The sequence below is a fragment of the Sphingomonas sp. genome (assembly GCF_017745215.1).
Lineage (GTDB): Bacteria > Pseudomonadota > Alphaproteobacteria > Sphingomonadales > Sphingomonadaceae > Sphingomonas.
This window is the reverse complement of sequence record NZ_JAGHZV010000010.1, coordinates 28,609-42,920: the sequence shown is the minus strand read 5'-3', so window position 1 is coordinate 42,920 and position 14,312 is coordinate 28,609. Positions and strand designations below refer to the sequence as shown.

At 69.2% G+C, this 14,312-nt stretch carries 15 protein-coding genes and 1 pseudogene; 10 read left to right on the top strand and 6 right to left on the bottom strand.

The annotated features are described in order from the left end of the window. The first annotated feature begins 19 nt into the window (after positions 1-19). The 6 genes from J7495_RS11880 (at position 20) to nadA (ending at position 5,664) form a co-directional block, all read left to right on the top strand. Positions 20-388 carry a BlaI/MecI/CopY family transcriptional regulator gene (locus J7495_RS11880; RefSeq protein ID WP_294056718.1) on the top strand — a complete coding sequence of 123 codons (369 nt, stop codon included), beginning with the start codon at positions 20-22 and terminating at the stop codon, positions 386-388. After that, on the top strand, positions 385-2,028 hold the full coding sequence (locus J7495_RS11875; protein ID WP_294056717.1) for a M56 family metallopeptidase: 1,644 nt from the start codon (positions 385-387) through the stop codon (positions 2,026-2,028). The genes J7495_RS11880 and J7495_RS11875 overlap by 4 nt, the downstream gene beginning before the upstream one ends. Before the next feature lie 154 nt (positions 2,029-2,182). Continuing rightward, positions 2,183-3,040, top strand: coding sequence for an MBL fold metallo-hydrolase (locus tag J7495_RS11870; RefSeq protein WP_294056716.1), 858 nt, complete (start codon positions 2,183-2,185; stop codon positions 3,038-3,040). Further along, entirely contained in the window at positions 3,022-3,759 is a 738-nt protein-coding gene (locus tag J7495_RS11865) for a DUF4230 domain-containing protein (protein ID WP_294056715.1), read from the top strand. The genes J7495_RS11870 and J7495_RS11865 overlap by 19 nt, the downstream gene beginning before the upstream one ends. A 65-nt stretch (positions 3,760-3,824) precedes the next feature. After that, on the top strand, positions 3,825-4,595 hold the full coding sequence (locus tag J7495_RS11860) for a hypothetical protein (RefSeq protein ID WP_294056714.1): 771 nt from the start codon (positions 3,825-3,827) through the stop codon (positions 4,593-4,595). A gap of 52 nt (positions 4,596-4,647) precedes the next feature. Next, positions 4,648-5,664 carry a quinolinate synthase NadA gene (nadA, locus tag J7495_RS11855; RefSeq protein WP_294056713.1) on the top strand — a complete coding sequence of 339 codons (1,017 nt, stop codon included), beginning with the start codon at positions 4,648-4,650 and terminating at the stop codon, positions 5,662-5,664. Here the strand turns inward: nadA and J7495_RS11850 are convergent. Next, a complete protein-coding gene (locus J7495_RS11850) occupies positions 5,661-5,897 on the bottom strand; it encodes a hypothetical protein (protein ID WP_294056712.1) in 237 nt (78 codons plus the stop codon). The two genes, nadA and J7495_RS11850, sit on opposite strands and share 4 nt — an antisense overlap. 133 nt (positions 5,898-6,030) lie before the next feature. Between J7495_RS11850 and J7495_RS11845 the strand changes: the two genes are divergently transcribed. Next, positions 6,031-7,161 carry a heparan-alpha-glucosaminide N-acetyltransferase domain-containing protein gene (locus J7495_RS11845; protein ID WP_294056711.1) on the top strand — a complete coding sequence of 377 codons (1,131 nt, stop codon included), beginning with the start codon at positions 6,031-6,033 and terminating at the stop codon, positions 7,159-7,161. Positions 7,162-7,280: 119 nt separating this feature from the next. On the opposite strand, the gene J7495_RS11840 is transcribed toward J7495_RS11845, so the two are convergent. Continuing rightward, the gene (locus J7495_RS11840) at positions 7,281-8,276 is read right to left on the bottom strand and encodes a phytanoyl-CoA dioxygenase family protein (RefSeq protein WP_294056710.1); all 996 of its coding nucleotides are present in this window, start codon (positions 8,274-8,276) and stop codon (positions 7,281-7,283) included. Continuing rightward, positions 8,273-10,051, bottom strand: a complete 1,779-nt coding sequence (locus J7495_RS11835) for a DUF885 domain-containing protein (protein WP_294056709.1) — start codon at positions 10,049-10,051, stop codon at positions 8,273-8,275. Before J7495_RS11835 ends, J7495_RS11840 begins: the two co-directional genes overlap by 4 nt. Positions 10,052-10,116: 65 nt before the next feature. Here J7495_RS11835 and nadC point away from each other — a divergent pair, with 65 nt between their 5' ends. From nadC to J7495_RS11820, 3 genes are all read left to right on the top strand, one after another. Beyond that, positions 10,117-10,971: a carboxylating nicotinate-nucleotide diphosphorylase gene (gene nadC, locus J7495_RS11830; protein ID WP_294056708.1), complete on the top strand. Its 855-nt coding sequence runs from the start codon at positions 10,117-10,119 to the stop codon at positions 10,969-10,971. 274 nt (positions 10,972-11,245) lie between these two features. After that, positions 11,246-11,674, top strand: a complete 429-nt coding sequence (locus tag J7495_RS11825) for a hypothetical protein (RefSeq protein WP_294056707.1) — start codon at positions 11,246-11,248, stop codon at positions 11,672-11,674. A 68-nt stretch (positions 11,675-11,742) separates the two neighbouring features. Continuing rightward, positions 11,743-12,471: an SDR family oxidoreductase gene (locus J7495_RS11820; protein ID WP_294056706.1), complete on the top strand. Its 729-nt coding sequence runs from the start codon at positions 11,743-11,745 to the stop codon at positions 12,469-12,471. 120 nt (positions 12,472-12,591) lie between these two features. Here J7495_RS11820 and J7495_RS11815 read toward each other — a convergent pair. The 3 genes and pseudogenes from J7495_RS11815 to J7495_RS11805 all read right to left on the bottom strand — a co-directional run. Then, positions 12,592-12,729, bottom strand: a pseudogene (locus tag J7495_RS11815) (DUF4893 domain-containing protein); the annotation flags it as partial. Positions 12,730-12,852: 123 nt separating this feature from the next. After that, positions 12,853-13,476, bottom strand: a complete 624-nt coding sequence (locus J7495_RS11810; protein WP_294056705.1) for a DUF4893 domain-containing protein — start codon at positions 13,474-13,476, stop codon at positions 12,853-12,855. Positions 13,477-13,518: 42 nt separating this feature from the next. Then, on the bottom strand, positions 13,519-14,304 hold the full coding sequence (locus tag J7495_RS11805) for a 3-hydroxybutyrate dehydrogenase (protein WP_294056704.1): 786 nt from the start codon (positions 14,302-14,304) through the stop codon (positions 13,519-13,521). Positions 14,305-14,312 lie beyond the last annotated feature (8 nt).

Here is a 14,312-nt window from a genome sequence, read left to right as displayed (position 1 = left end):
CATTTTTGAGAGAGACTCGATGAGCGAACGGATCAGCGACGCCGAACATGCCGTGATGGAAGTGTTGTGGGACGAGTCGCCGCTCACCGCGCAGGAAGTCTCCGAACGCGTCGCGCCGAGCCGCGACTGGAGCGCCAACACGGTCAAGACGCTGCTCGGCCGGCTGCTCGCCAAGAACATCATCGCGCATGAGGAGGAGGGGCGGCGCTACCTCTACCGCCCGCTCGTCGCGCGCGCCGACTATGTCGCGGGCGAGTCGCGGCGGATGATCGACCGGCTGTTCGGCGGCAAGCTGACCCCGCTCGTCGCGCACCTCGCCGAGCGCGACCAGCTTTCGGACCAGGACATCGCCGAGATCGAGGCGCTCTTGAAGGAGCTCAAGCAATGACGGCATGGCCAATCATCCCTTGGATCGTCGAGACGCTGATCGCCACCAGCCTGCTGATGGCGGCCGTGATGCTGCTGCGCCAGCCGGCGCGGCGCGTGCTGGGGCCCGCGCTGGCCTATGGGTTGTGGGCGATCCCGGTGCTGCGGCTGGTGATGCCGCCGCTGCCGGGCGGCTGGGGCCTGTCGCGGGTGATCGAGCCGTTCATGCCGCAGGCAGCGGCGGTCACGGCGATGCCTGCGCAGGCCGCGGCTCCGGAAGCGGCGCAGGTGATCGTGATCAGCGCCGGCGACGCCGCGACCACTGCCGCGCCGCAAGTCGTGGCTGCGACGGCGCAGATGCCCGCGCTTTCGACGATCCTGCTCGCGGTCTGGATCGGCGGCGCGCTGGCCTTCCTCGCCTATCACCTGGTTCGCTACGCGTTGTTCTGCGCACGGCTCCAGCGGCTGACGCGCCGCCGCCGCCGGGTCGCCGAGGGCCGCGTCGAAGTGATCGAGACCGACGGCACCCAGGGCCCGCTCGCCTTCGGCATCTGGCGCAAATATGTGGCCTTTCCGAGCGACTTCGCCGAGCGCTACGACCCTGTCGAGCGCAGCCTCGCGCTCGCGCATGAACTCGCGCACCACCGCCGCGGCGACCTGATCGCCAATTGGGTCGCGCTGGTACTGCTCGCGATCCACTGGTGGAATCCGATCGCCTGGCGCGCCTTCCGCGCCTTCCGGGCCGACCAGGAAATGGCCTGCGACGAGCTCGTGCTCGCCGGCCGCAACCAATCGCTGCGCCATGCCTATGGCCGCGCGATCGTCAAGTCCGCGCATGGGGGCGCGGTCTCGGCGGCATGTCACCTGCACACGATCAACGAACTCAAAGGGAGGCTTCGCATGCTCTCGAAGACCAGGAAATTTTCCCCCAAGCGCATCGCCGGCGGCATCGCCGGGGTGAGCATCCTTTCGCTCGCAGCACTGGGGCTGACCGCCTCCGGCAGCCAGGCCGCCGAGCGGATCACGCGAAAGGTCGAGAAGACCCTCGGTGTCGCCATCACCCAGAGCGCGCCGGCCGCGCCCGAGGCGCCGGCTGCGCCTGCCGCGCCCGCCGTGGAAGCGGCGCCGCCGGCTCCGCCCGCAGCCCCTGCGGTCGCCGGCCAGGAAGCGCCGCCTGCGCCGCCCGAGGCCCCGGCTGCGCCTGCGCCCGGCACCCATGTCGAGAAGCGCGTCTATCGCATCACCACCGACGGCAAGGACGGCAAGAAGGTCGTCGTGATCGCCGACAGCCAGGGCACGCCCGACATGAGCTGGGTCGAGGCGAGCGTCCCCGAGGTCAAGGAAGGCGCCTGCAGGGGCAAGAGCGACGACGGCAAATCGGTGGTCCAGGTCACGCCGGGCAAGGACGGCAAGAAGCAGGTCATCGTCATCTGCACCAAGCGCATCGAAGCGATGGCCAAGGCGAGCGAGGACATGGCGAAGGACATCGCGCGCCGTTCGAAGGACATGGGCCTGCGCAGCGCGATCATGGGGCTGCGCGCCGCGCGCAACTCGATCGAGGCGAACGGCGAGATGCCGGCCGATGCGAAGGCCGAAGCGCTCAAGGGCATCGACGAGGCGATCGCCGAGGTCGAGAAGGAAGCCAAGAGCGGGGACGACTGACGGTTTGGGCTAGGGGGAAGGGCCGTCTGCCCCATTTGGCGGCCCTTCCAATGCGGGGCCGGTCGCTCTCCTTCGTGCGGCCGGCTCCGTTTTTTCGTTGGCGGGACGAAACGCCCTGCTTGCGCGCGTCCCGGCGAGGCGCCACATGCCCTGCATGATCGAGGCCCCGACCGGCATCGCCATGGCGATCGACCCGCTGGTCACGCGCATCCTGGCGCCGAACCCGTCGCCCTATACCTATACTGGCACCCAGACCTATCTGGTCGGCGAGGCTGATCTCGCCGTGATCGATCCCGGCCCCGACGAGCCCGCGCATCTCGACGCGCTGGTGATGGCGATCGCGGGCCGGCCGGTGAAGGCGATCCTCTGCACCCACACGCATCGCGACCATAGCCCCGCCTCACGGCCGCTCCAGGATCGCACCGGCGCGCGCGTGATCGGCTGCGCGCCGCTCGTGCTCAAGGATGCCGGCCCGCGCGCCGACGCCTCGTTCGACACCAGCTATGCGCCGGACCTCGTGCTCGACGACGGCGAGACGGTGGCGGGCGAGGGCTGGACGCTCGAGGCGGTGGCGACGCCGGGCCACACCTCGAACCACCTCTGCTTCTCGCTGCGCGAGACCGGCGCGCTGTTCACCGGCGACCATGTCATGGGCTGGTCGACCACCGTGGTCGCGCCGCCGGACGGCGACATGACCGCCTATATGGCCAGCCTCGACAAGCTCATGGCGCGCGAGGACCGCATCTACTTCCCCGCGCACGGCGAGCCGATCGACAAGCCCCAGCGCTTCGTGCGCGGGCTGATCGGCCATCGCAGGCAACGCGAGGGGCAGATCCTGCGTTTGCTCCGGCAGGACGTGGGCGAGGTGCCCGCGATGGTCGAGCGCATGTATGTCGGGCTCGATCCGCGGCTGACGGGCGCGGCGGGCCGTTCGGTGCTCGCGCACCTGATCGACCTTCGCGGCCGCGGACTGGTGAGGGAGGACAACGGCGCATGGCGGATGGCGGCGTAGAACGGGAAAGCGGACGGGGCCGCGGCGGCGGCTGCCTCAAGTTCGTCGCGGGAATGATCGCGGTCGTGGTGATCCTCGGCGCGGCCTTCTGGCTGCTCGGCGACCAGCTCAAGCAGCGCTTCCTCAACCCCGATCCCACCACCATCGCCCAGTCGAGCCTCCAGGGGCTGCGCGAGCAGAACCGGCTCTCGACCTTCGCCGCGCGCTATGTCGCAGTGGTCACCTCGAAGCAGAGCCGGCTCGGTCTCACCGCGCAGAAGACGCTGATCATGCCGGGGAGCGTGCGCTACGAAGTCGATCTCGCGCGGCTCCAGCAGAACGACGTGAGCTGGGACCCGACGGGCAAGAAGCTCACGGTGGTGCTGCCGCCGGTCGAAGTGGTCGGCCCCGAAGTCGATATGGAGCACATCCGCGAGTATAGCGAAGGCGGCATCCTGATGACGCTGACCGACGCCGAATCGGCGCTCGACGACGCCAACCGCAAGGCGGCGCGCGCCGAGCTGGTGCGCCAGGCGCAGGAGCCGACGCCGATGAAGATGGCGCGCGAATCGACGCGGCGGGCGGTCGCCAAGACCTTCGAGATGCCCTTGAAGGCCGCTGGGATCGACGCGAGCGTCCAAGTCTATTTTCAGGGCGAGCCGCGCAACGGCGAAGTGTGGGACATGTCGACCAATCCCCGCGATATCGGCCGCGATCGCCCGGCGCGCGAGCGGCAATAGCTGCACGACTTTGCGGGCAAGCTGATTTGCGTTAGGGTCGCTCCGTTCCGATTGGGGGGAATCCGATGGCGACCATGGCTGGCCCGCTGCGCGACGAGCGTGGCGACGAACGTTTCTTCATGACGATGGCGATCGTCATGGCGCTGATCGTGTTCACGGGCTTCACCTTCCACCTCGCGATGGGCCGCTCGACCTTCGCCAAGCCGCTGATCGTCCATGCCCATGCCGTGGTGTTCATGGGCTGGATCGTGATCTACCTGCTCCAGAACCTCTTCGTCGCGACCGGGAACAAGGCGCTGCACCGCCGGCTCGGCTGGCTCGGCGCCGGCTGGATCGTCGCGATGATCATCCTGGGTACCGCCGTGACGGTTCGGATGGTGCGGCTCGGCGAGGCGCCGTTCTTCTTCACGCCGCTCAACTTCCTGGTCTTCGATCCGCTGACCGTGACCTTTTTTGCGGGGCTCACCGCCGCGGCGATCGCGCTTCGCCGCCAGACCGACTGGCACCGCCGCCTGCACTATTGCGGGATGGCGCTGCTGCTCGGCCCTGCGATCAGCCGGATGCTGCCGTCGCCGCTCCTGATGCCCTATGCCTTCGAGGCGGCGTTCGTGCCGCTGCTGGTCTTCCCCGCGATCGGCGCTGTCGCCGACATCCGGCGGACCGGACGCGTGCATCCGGCCTGGTGGTACGGGATGGCCGCGATGGTGGCGATGCTGCTCGTCACCGAGGCCGTCACGCACAGCCCGGCCGGCATCGCGCTCTACGATGCGGTGACCGCCGGCTCGCCGGGCGCCGAAGTGCCTCCGCTCGCGTTCGGCGCGCCGCCGCGGCCTTGATCCTGCCGTCTCACGGGGCCATGTGCGCCGCGAGACACGGGAGCAAGCTGGAATGGACGCACGCAACGGCATCGGCGGGAGCCTGAGCGGGCTCGACCTGCGCGCCGAGATCGATCGGCTGCGCAAGGAGCGCAACGCGGTGATCCTCGCGCACTACTATCAGAAGCCCGAGCTGCAGGACATCGCCGACTTCGTCGGCGACAGCCTCGACCTGTCGCGCAAGGCGGCCGAGACCAATGCCGACGTGATCGCCTTCTGCGGGGTGCGCTTCATGGCCGAAGTGGCGAAGATCCTCTCGCCGCAGAAGACCGTGGTGCTGCCCGACATGGATGCCGGCTGCAGCCTGGAGGACAGCTGCCCGCCCGAGCAGTTCGCCGCCTTCCGCGCGCAGCATCCCGACCATATCGCGATCACCTACATCAACAGCTCGATCCAGGTGAAGGCGCTGTCGGACATCATCGTCACCAGCTCCTCGGCCGAGAAGATCCTCGCGCAGCTGCCGGCGGACCAGAAGATCATCTTCGGGCCCGACAAGCACCTCGGCGGCTATATGAACCGCAAGACCGGGCGCGACATGCTGCTGTGGCCGGGCGTGTGCATCGTCCACGAGGCGTTCAGCGAGACCGAGCTGCTCAAGCTCAAGGCGCAGCATCCCTCGGCGCCGGTCGCCGCGCACCCGGAGTGCCCGCCGCACGTGCTCGACCATGCCGACTACGTCGGCTCGACCAGCGGCATCCTCGACTTTGCCAAGTCCTTCCCGGGCGACACGCTGATCGTCGCGACCGAGCCGCACATCATCCACCAGATGGAGAAGGCGGTCCCCGGCAAGGCCTTCATCGGCGCGCCTGGCGCGGACGGCAACTGCAACTGCAACGTCTGCCCCTACATGGCGCTCAACACGATGGAGAAGCTGTACCTCTCGCTGCGCGACCTCGAGCCCAGGATTGATGTCGAGGAAGGGCTGCGGCTGAAGGCGAAGAAGAGCCTCGACCGGATGCTCGACATGGCGAGCGGGACGGTGGGGCAGGGCGACCTGGGGCCGATGGGGCCGGTCACCCAGGGCGACTAGGTCTCGGGATCGCCGAACAGCAAGGGCCAGTAGAGCTCGGGCCAGGCAGGCGGCTGGAGGTCGGCCGCGGTTGCCGCCTCGAGCAGCGAGGCGATGCGCGCGACGAGCGCCGGGCGCGCGCGTGCCGGCGTCCGCCCGATCTCGGCGGCCAGCGCATCCATCAGTGCGGGCGACGGTCCGAGCTGGCGCTCGGCTTCAGGATCGCTCGCGGGCTTCAGCAGCAACGGCATCATGGGGCTCACCATCACTCGAACTTTGCCCTACGATTTCCAGCGCTTGTCCGGGAAGGCCAGTTGGGACAGGGTGGTGCGGGGCGGGCCGGGGCGGTGCATGCCGGGGCCGGGCGCCGTTGGAGGGGAGAGAGACGTGGCCTTGAAAGGCGAAAGCGGGCGCCTGACTGCGCTCGACGCGTTGCGTGGGCTCGCGGTGGCGGGGATGATCCTGGTCAACAGCCCCGGCGACTGGAGAATCTCCTGGCCGCAACTCCACCATGCGGACTGGCACGGCTGGACGCTCGCCGACTTCGTCTTCCCCGGCTTCCTGTTCAGCGCCGGGATGGCGCTGGGGCTGAGCTTCCCGCGCACCGTCGACGGCGCGCTGTGGCACAAGGTGCTCAAGCGGGTGGCGCTGCTGATGCTGATCGGGCTGGCGCTCAACCTGTTGCCAGACCTCAACCTCGCGACGCTGCGCATCCCCGGCATCCTCCAGCGGATCGCACTCTGCTATCTGCTGGGGCTGGCGATCGGCGTGGCGACCGGGCGGCGCGATGCGGCCGGACGGGTGACCTTCTCGCCGGAGTGGCTCGGTGTGGCGGCGGCGGGGCTGCTGCTGCTCTACTGGGTGCTGCTGGCCACCGTCGGCGGCGGGCAGCTCGATCCGGCGGGCAACCTCGGTGCGCGGATCGACCGCGCGGTGTTCACCGTGTCGCACCTCTGGCTCTACGGCACCGATGCGAGCGGCGCGGTGGTCTATGATCCCGAAGGGCTGCTCTCGACGATCCCGGCGACCGCCAACCTGCTCGCCGGCATGATCGCGGGGATCGCGTGGCGGCGGCGCGGCGAGGGGGCCTGGCCGTGGCTGCTCGGCGCAGGCGTCGCGCTGCTGGTTCTCGGGCTGGCGCTCGACCCATGGGTGCCGATCAACAAGCGGATCTGGACGCCGAGCTTCGCGCTGCTGAGCATCGGCGTGGCGCTGGCGGTGCTGGTGCTGCTCGGTGCGTTGCTGAGGGCGCGACCGGGCCGGTGGGTCGCGGCGCCGCTGATGGTGCTCGGCGGCAATGCGATCCTCGCCTTCATCCTCTCGCAGCTGCTGGGCGTTGCCGGCGGGATCGGCTGGCTGCCGGGCGGGCAGAGCCCGCAGGGCTGGGGGTTCGGCGTGGCGAAGTCGATCATCGCCGACCCCTATCTCGCCTCCTTCGCCTGCGCGGTGGCGGTCCTAGCGCTGGTGGTGCTGATCCTTGTCCCGCTCCAGCGGCGGGGCATTCACCTGAGGCTTTAGTTCCGAGTCCGACCAACTCAACCGTAATCCCGGCGGAAGCCGGGAAGCACGGTCATGGCCGATGTCGCTTGCTGCCCTGGGTCCCGGCTTTCGCCGGGATGACGGCTTAGGAGAAAGGCTCACCGCCACACGGGGTTCGGTACCAGGTCGGCCGAGACCATCGTGACATATTGCGCCATGCGCGGCAGCGCGGCGCGGTTGGGGCTGGCGCCATGGGGGAGTTCCTGGCGCCAGATGATCAGGTCGCCGGCGCTGGCGGGGATCGGGATCGCCTCGGCGCTCAGGTCCACCTCGCGCGGATCGGCATCGTCCAACGCTCCCAGCCAGCCCTCGGCGAGGCGATGGTGGAAGCCGGGGACGAGCCGCAGCGCGCCCTGGTGGGCGGCGGTGTCGGTGAAATAGAGGATGCCCTGCGTCGCGAAGGGGATCGGCGGGGCGATGCTCTCGTCCCAATGGAGGTGCGGGCCGGGGAACATATAGCCGCCGCGCTCGGGCGGGTTGAAGCTCATCCGGTCGATGCGGTGCCAGAGGTCGGCGGTGCCCCAGAGCTGGGCGAACGCCTTGTGGACGCGATCCGAGCGGCGCGGCGCCTCGAGTTCGGGGGCCTGGAAGCACTGGATCATGATCCCCTGCGCATCGAGCCCATACCAGCTCGCAGGCTCGTCGAGCCGCGCGCCGGTGACCCGCCAGAGCAGCTCTGCCGAGGCGCGCGCCTCGTCGGGGGTGATCGCCTGGCGGAGGATCACCCAGCCGTGCGCGTCCCAATGCGCGAGGTCGGCGGTGTCGAGCACCGGCGGCAGCGCGTCGATCGCGGCGATCCGCGCGGCGGTGGTGGGCGGCGGCGGCAGGCCGTCGAGCCAGGCGTGGTAGCGCGCGACCGTCTCGGGATCGGGCTCGCCCGCGGTGGCGACGATCCAGGCCTCGAACTCGGCGAGCTCGGGCGCCTCGAGGCGCAGGTAACGCATCGCCTGCTCGAGCCCGAGCCCGAGCCCGTCGAGGATCAGCCGGTCCGCCATCCGCAGCGGCTCGGGCGGGACGCGGCCGCTCAGCCGCGCCCAGAGCGAGTCGAGCCCGCGGATGCCGAGCCCCCCGATGCTCGGCGCCTCGCCGATCATTCGATCGGCAGCCCGAACATCAGCTCGCGCACGAACCGCGCCGGCGGCGAGCCGTGGCTGAGCACCGAGTCATTGTACTTCTTGAGGTCGAAGGCGGCGCCCTGCCTGGCCTTGGCTTCCTCGCGCATCGCCATATGCTCGGTGTAGCCGAGGAAATAGCTGAGCAGCTGGGTGGAGCTCAGGCTGGCGCGCACCCATTTGCCCGCCGCTTCGCGCTCCTGCTGGAAGGCGCCCTGGGTCATCAGCGCCATCGCCTGGTCGCGGGTCATGCCCTCGGTCTGGATGCCGATGTCGAGCAGCGTGTTGGTGATCGAGCGCAGCCGCATCTTGAGCACGGTGAGCTTGAACAGCGGATCGCCGTCCAGATAGTCGGCGTCGGCCATCATCCCCTCGGCATAGACTGCCCAGCCTTCGACGAACGAGCCCGAGGAGAGCAGCGCGCGCAGCGTCGAGGGATTGTCGTTCGAATGCGCGATCTGGACGTAGTGGCCCGGCATCGCCTCGTGGATGCCGAGGTCGTGGATCATATAGTCGTTGTATTCGCGCAGGAACGAGGTGGCCTGCTCGTCGCTCCAGTCGGCGGGGATCGGCGAGATGGCGTAGAAGGTGTCGAGCTGGCGCTCCAAGGGCCCGGGCGAGTCGCAATAGGCCACCGCATTGCCTTGCTGGAACACCGGCATGGTGATGATCTTCACCGGCGCGTCAGGCAGCGTGATCAGCCCCTTGGCGCGGACGAAGTCGGTCGCCTGGGCCAGCGTCGCGCGGGCCTTGTCCATCAGCTCGGCGCGCGCGGGCCGCTTGGCGTAGCTGAGCTCGAGCGCGGCTTCGATCGCCGCCTGCTGCTGTGCGGCCGAGGGCGCCTCGGGGCGATCGGCCGAGGCGCCGAGCACCTGGCGGGCGAGCGCGTACATCTCGGCGCGGGTGTCGAGCTTGGCCTTCTCCGCGCGCGCCTTGAGCTCGGCGCGGCTGAGGTCCGAGAGCAGCGCGAACTTCATCTTCTCGTCGTACAGCTTGGCGCCGAGGCGGAAGTCGCCCTTGGCTGCGGGGACGAGGACGGTGTCGAGCCACTTCTGGTGCTCGGCGACGGCGGTCTTCAGCGCCGCCAGCGCGGCGTCGAAGCGCTTCTGGTCGGCGGCCGGGAGCGCATCCTTGTGCGGCGCGAGCATGCCCTCGGCGATCTCGACGATCCCCGAATTCTGCTTCGAGACGGTGGTCGCGAAGATCGCGGGGACGCGCGCGGGGACGAGCTGCCTGCGCGTCTCGGCGAGCAGCGCGGGCAGGCCCTCCATCCGCGCGATCGCGGCCTTCATCCGCACGCCCCACGGCGCGAAGTCGCGCGCGGCGAGGCCGTAGAGCGCGCCCGCGGCGATGTCGTTGTAGCCCTGCGGGTTCCACGCCCAGCTCTGCAGCGTCTCGAGGTCCCAGAGGTCGTAGCGCAGCTGGTTCTCGAGCATCGCGGCGTCGACCTGGCTGTCGCGGCTCAGCGCCTTGCGGTCGAGCTTCGCCAGCTCGGCGAGCAGGCCTGCCTCGAACTTCGCCTGGGCGGCGCGGCCGGCGGCGGTGACGTCGGGCAATTTGGTGTCGGCGCTGTGGTCGCCGAGCGTGGTCGCGTAGCTCGGTGCGAAGCGGGCGATGGACGCGACGTAGCGCTGGCCGATCGACGCGAAGGCGGCCTCCGCCGCGGCGGGCGCGGGGCGGACGGCGGCGACGGGAGCGGTGGCGACGGCGCCGCTGAGCGACGCGCCGAGAAGCAAGGTGGCAAGGATGGAGCGCATTGGAATCCCCTCTGGATGCCGCGGACCCTAGCTGCGGCGAACGCGAAACTATAGGGGGTGCGGCCATGAGCATGACCATCCCCGGGTTCGACCTCGACACCTTCGTCGCCGCCACGCTCGCCGAGGATCTGGGCGGGGGAGGCGACATCACCTCCGCCGCGGTGATCCCGGCCGAGGCGCGGTTCGGCGGGGTGATGGACAGCCGCGACGCGATCATCGTCGCCGGGCTGCCGATCGCCGAAGCCTTCTTCCGCGCGCTCGACCCCGAGGTGGCGATCGAGCGGCTGGTGGCGGACGGCGACCGAGTCTCTGCGGGGACCGACCTGCTGCGGCTCCGCGGCAAGGCGCGCGCGCTGCTCACGGCGGAGCGATCGGCGCTCAACACGGTGCAGCATCTCTCGGGGATCGCGACGCTGACGCGGTCCTATGTCGATGCGATCGTCGGGACGGGGGCGATCCTGCTCGACACGCGCAAGACGCTGCCGGGGCTGCGCCTGCTCGAGAAATATGCGACGCGGATGGGCGGGGCGACCAACCACCGGCTCGGGCTGTGGGACGCGGCGATGATCAAGGACAATCATGTCGCGGTCGCCGGATCGGTTGGCGAAGCGGTGCGGCGCGCGGCGGCGGCGGGGATCACGCGGATCATCGTCGAGGTCGACCGGATCGACCAGATCGAGCCGGCGCTGGCAGCTGGCGCGACGCACCTGCTGCTCGACAACATGGGCCTGCCGGTGCTGCGCGAGGCCGTGGCGCTGGTCGGCGGGCGGGTGCCGACCGAAGCCTCGGGCGGCGTGCGGCTCGACACGATCCGCGCGATCGCCGAGACGGGAGTGACCTATATCAGCGTCGGGCGGATCACCCAGTCGGCCCCGGCGGCGGACATCGGGCTGGATTTCGCTGCAGAAGCGACCGAGTGATCGAGGAAATCGATAACGGTTGACACGGTTGACACCAATCATTGCAGAAACGCTCCGGAGCCTCTGATCGATCAGATCGATCAAGAGACATCCAGCATCTTCAACGACGAGAAAGAGCACCGCCGAAGCTCGCAAGCCAAGTCCTACTTTGCAAGGTCGAGGAAAAATCCAACTCATTCTCGCGTGACTGTTGCGGCGATGCGATGAAGGATTCCGCAATATTGCGCCTTCGCTCCCTCGATTATGCTGTGTCGCAGCATGGAAAGGGGACGACATGGCCGAGACCGTCACGCTGAAGCTCACCGTCTACAGCCCGGAGATCATGACCGATGGCCAGTCGGGCTTCGACTATGACCTGACGATCGAGATCCCCGACACCGCCACGTCGTTCGCCGAAGGGACCGCCGATCCCGGCGACGCCAAGTGCGAAGTGGTGCCGGTGACCGGCACGCTCTCCTTCCCCAATCCCGCCGCGCCGGTGATCGCGCCCTTCACCGGGCTGATCTTCATCTACAGCGACAGCTATGCGATCGGCTTCCCGCTCACCATGATCGCGCAGGGCGACGATCCGGACCTGCTGCCGTTCAACCTCAACATGGCCTTCCCCGCCTCGCCGCTCTATTTCTACAGCGGCGCGATCCAGTTCGGCCAGTGGCCCGGGCCGCTCAGCGACACCACCGCCAGCTTCCTCTGCCCGCAATAGGCATCTGCCGGCTTTTCCGTTGATGACGAATCCAATATGGGATCGTCGAACAAGCGGGAGAGGCAGGCGTGAGCATCCTGAAGGATCGCGTGGTGGTGGTGACGGGCGCGAGCTCGGGGATCGGCGAGGCGTGCGGCGAGGCCTTTGCCGAAAGGGGCGCGAAGGTCGTGCTCGCGGCACGGCGGGCGGAGCGGCTGGACGGGCTGGTCGCGAAGATCGAAGCGGCGGGCGGCGAGGCGCTGGCGGTGACGACCGACGTGACCGACGAAACGGCGGTGGCGGCGCTGTTCGACCGGGCGATGGCGCGGTTCGGGCGGGTCGACGTGCTGGTCAACAATGCGGGAATCGCCGACAGCACGCCGATCGAGCAGACCGAGCTGGCGCTGTGGCACCGGGTGATCGATACCAACCTCACTTCGGCGTTCCTGTGCGCGCGCGAGGCGTTCCGGGTGATGAAGCCGCAGGGGCATGGCCGGATCATCAACGTCGGCTCGATCTCGGCCCGGGTGCCGCGGCCCGAGAGCCCGGCCTATACCGCGAGCAAATGGGGGCTGGACGGGCTGACGCGGGCGCTGGCGATCGACGGGCGGGCGCATAATGTCGCGGTGTCGATCTTCCATCCGGGCGTGGTGGCGACCGAGCTGTCGCCGACGGTGGCGAGCCTGCCCGAGGACCGCGCGGCGCGGCCGCGGGACATGGCGGACGTGATCGTCCACATGGCGGACGTGCCGGACCATCTGAACTTCTACGAGGCGCTGGTGGTGCAAAACCGGATCGCGTTCCTCGGGCGGGGGTGACCCCCCAATCCGTCATCCCGGCGAAAGCCGGGACCCGGGGCCGCGAGCGATGTCTTCCGTAACCCTGGGTCCCGGCTTTCGCCGGGATGACGGTCGAGAGGGCGCGAGAATACCCGACCGTTATTCCACCGGCACGAGCTCGGTCACGTCAAGCAGCGATTCGAAGCGCGGCGACGGCACCACCCAGCGCCAGCGCCTGGGACCGATGCGCTCGACGTAGCCGATGATATCGTGCGTCGCGTCGGTGCCGTAGCGTATGGTGACCCCAATCCGTCATCCCGGCGAAAGCCGGGACCCAGGGCAGCAAGCCGTGTCGCGCGCGGCCCTGGGTCCCGGCTTTCGCCGGGATGACGGTCGAGAGGGCGTGAGAATGCCTGACCGTTACTCCACCGGCACCAGCTCGGTGACATCCAGCAGCGATTCGAAGCGGGGCGACGGCACCACCCAGCGCCAGCGCTTCGGGCCGATGCGCTCGACATAGCCGATCATGTCGCGCGTCGCGTCGGTGCCGTAGCGCAGCGGCGCGGTCTCGTCGCCGAGCATCAGCGTGCCGAGGAAGATCAGCCTCCCACCGCCCGCCGAATCCTTGAACAACAGCCCGGTCGGGCGCTGCGAGCCCGTGCGCTTGTCGAGGCTGACGACCTCGCCCTCGTCGGCGACGTTGCATTCGAACCAGGGATAGGCAGTGAAGTCGCGCATCGCCGTGCCCGCGCCGCCGAGCTTGTAGGTGCGGCAGCGGTAGCGGCCGGGCGGGAGCGTCGGGTCGGCGAGGGCATGGTCGGGGTCGAACAGCGCGGCGTCTCCGGCGATCGCCTGCGGGTCGGCGAGCCGCGCCTTGGCGAGCGCCGCGTCCCACGCCGTCCGCCAGCCGCGGAGGCGATCGCGGTCGGGCTGGGTCGCCATGCTGCGCCAGTCGACGGGGGCAGCACGTTCGGGCCGCTTGTCGTGGCCGCCGCAACCGGCGAGCAGCATCAGGGCAATCAGGGGTGCAGCGCGTCCAGCCATCGTCCTCGCCTTCCGCCCGCCCCGCCTCCTTGTGGCGGTGGATCAGGCCGCGGTCCAGCCTCCGTCGATCGAATAATTGGCCCCGGTGATGGACTTGGCCTCGTCGCGGCAGAGGAACAGCACCAGCGCGGCGACTTCCTCGGGCTGGACGAAGGCCTTGGTCGGCTGCGCGTCGAGCAGCACGTCGTTGATCACCTGCTCGCGGGTCATGTTGCGGGTCTTCATCGTGTCGGGGATCTGGTTCTCGACCAGCGGGGTCCAGACATAGCCGGGCGAGACGCAGTTGACCGTGATGCCGTTCGTCGCGACTTCGAGCGCGATCGTCTTGGTGAGCCCGGCGATGCCGTGCTTGGCCATGACATAGGCCGACTTGTTGGGGCTGGCGACGAGGCTGTGCGCACTCGCCGTCGAGATGATCCGGCCCCAGTTCGCCGCCTTCATGAACGGCACCGCGGCGCGGATCATGTGCCAGGCCGAGGAGAGGTTGATCGCGATGATCGCGTCATACTTCTCGGGCGGGAAATCCTCGATCGGCGCGACGTGCTGGATGCCGGCATTGTTGATGATGATGTCGGGTCCGCCCAGCTCGTCGTGGCAGCGCTTGACCATCGCTTCGATCTGGTCGGGCCTGGTCATGTCGGCGGCGTCGTAGAGCGCCTTGGCGCCGCTGATCGTGGCGAGGTTGGCGCGCTCGGTCTCGATCGCGGCGGCGTCGCCGAAGCCGTTGATCATCACGCCGGCGCCCTCGGCCGCGAGCGCCTTGGCATAGGCGAGACCGATGCCCGAAGTGGAGCCGGTGACGATCGCGGACTTGCCCTTGAGGAACATGGGAGACT

Coding starts and splice junctions, on each gene's coding strand:
- J7495_RS11850 (WP_294056712.1), bottom strand. CDS start 5,897: ATGATGCCGTTGCTGCTGAAGCCCGCGAGCGATCCTGAAGCCGAGCGC.
- J7495_RS11805 (WP_294056704.1), bottom strand. CDS start 14,304: ATGTTCCTCAAGGGCAAGTCCGCGATCGTCACCGGCTCCACTTCGGGC.
- J7495_RS11810 (WP_294056705.1), bottom strand. CDS start 13,476: ATGGCTGGACGCGCTGCACCCCTGATTGCCCTGATGCTGCTCGCCGGT.
- J7495_RS11875 (WP_294056717.1), top strand. CDS start 385: ATGACGGCATGGCCAATCATCCCTTGGATCGTCGAGACGCTGATCGCC.
- nadA (WP_294056713.1), top strand. CDS start 4,648: ATGGACGCACGCAACGGCATCGGCGGGAGCCTGAGCGGGCTCGACCTG.
- J7495_RS11880 (WP_294056718.1), top strand. CDS start 20: ATGAGCGAACGGATCAGCGACGCCGAACATGCCGTGATGGAAGTGTTG.
- J7495_RS11835 (WP_294056709.1), bottom strand. CDS start 10,051: ATGCGCTCCATCCTTGCCACCTTGCTTCTCGGCGCGTCGCTCAGCGGC.
- J7495_RS11860 (WP_294056714.1), top strand. CDS start 3,825: ATGGCGACCATGGCTGGCCCGCTGCGCGACGAGCGTGGCGACGAACGT.
- J7495_RS11865 (WP_294056715.1), top strand. CDS start 3,022: ATGGCGGATGGCGGCGTAGAACGGGAAAGCGGACGGGGCCGCGGCGGC.
- J7495_RS11840 (WP_294056710.1), bottom strand. CDS start 8,276: ATGATCGGCGAGGCGCCGAGCATCGGGGGGCTCGGCATCCGCGGGCTC.
- nadC (WP_294056708.1), top strand. CDS start 10,117: ATGAGCATGACCATCCCCGGGTTCGACCTCGACACCTTCGTCGCCGCC.
- J7495_RS11825 (WP_294056707.1), top strand. CDS start 11,246: ATGGCCGAGACCGTCACGCTGAAGCTCACCGTCTACAGCCCGGAGATC.
- J7495_RS11870 (WP_294056716.1), top strand. CDS start 2,183: ATGATCGAGGCCCCGACCGGCATCGCCATGGCGATCGACCCGCTGGTC.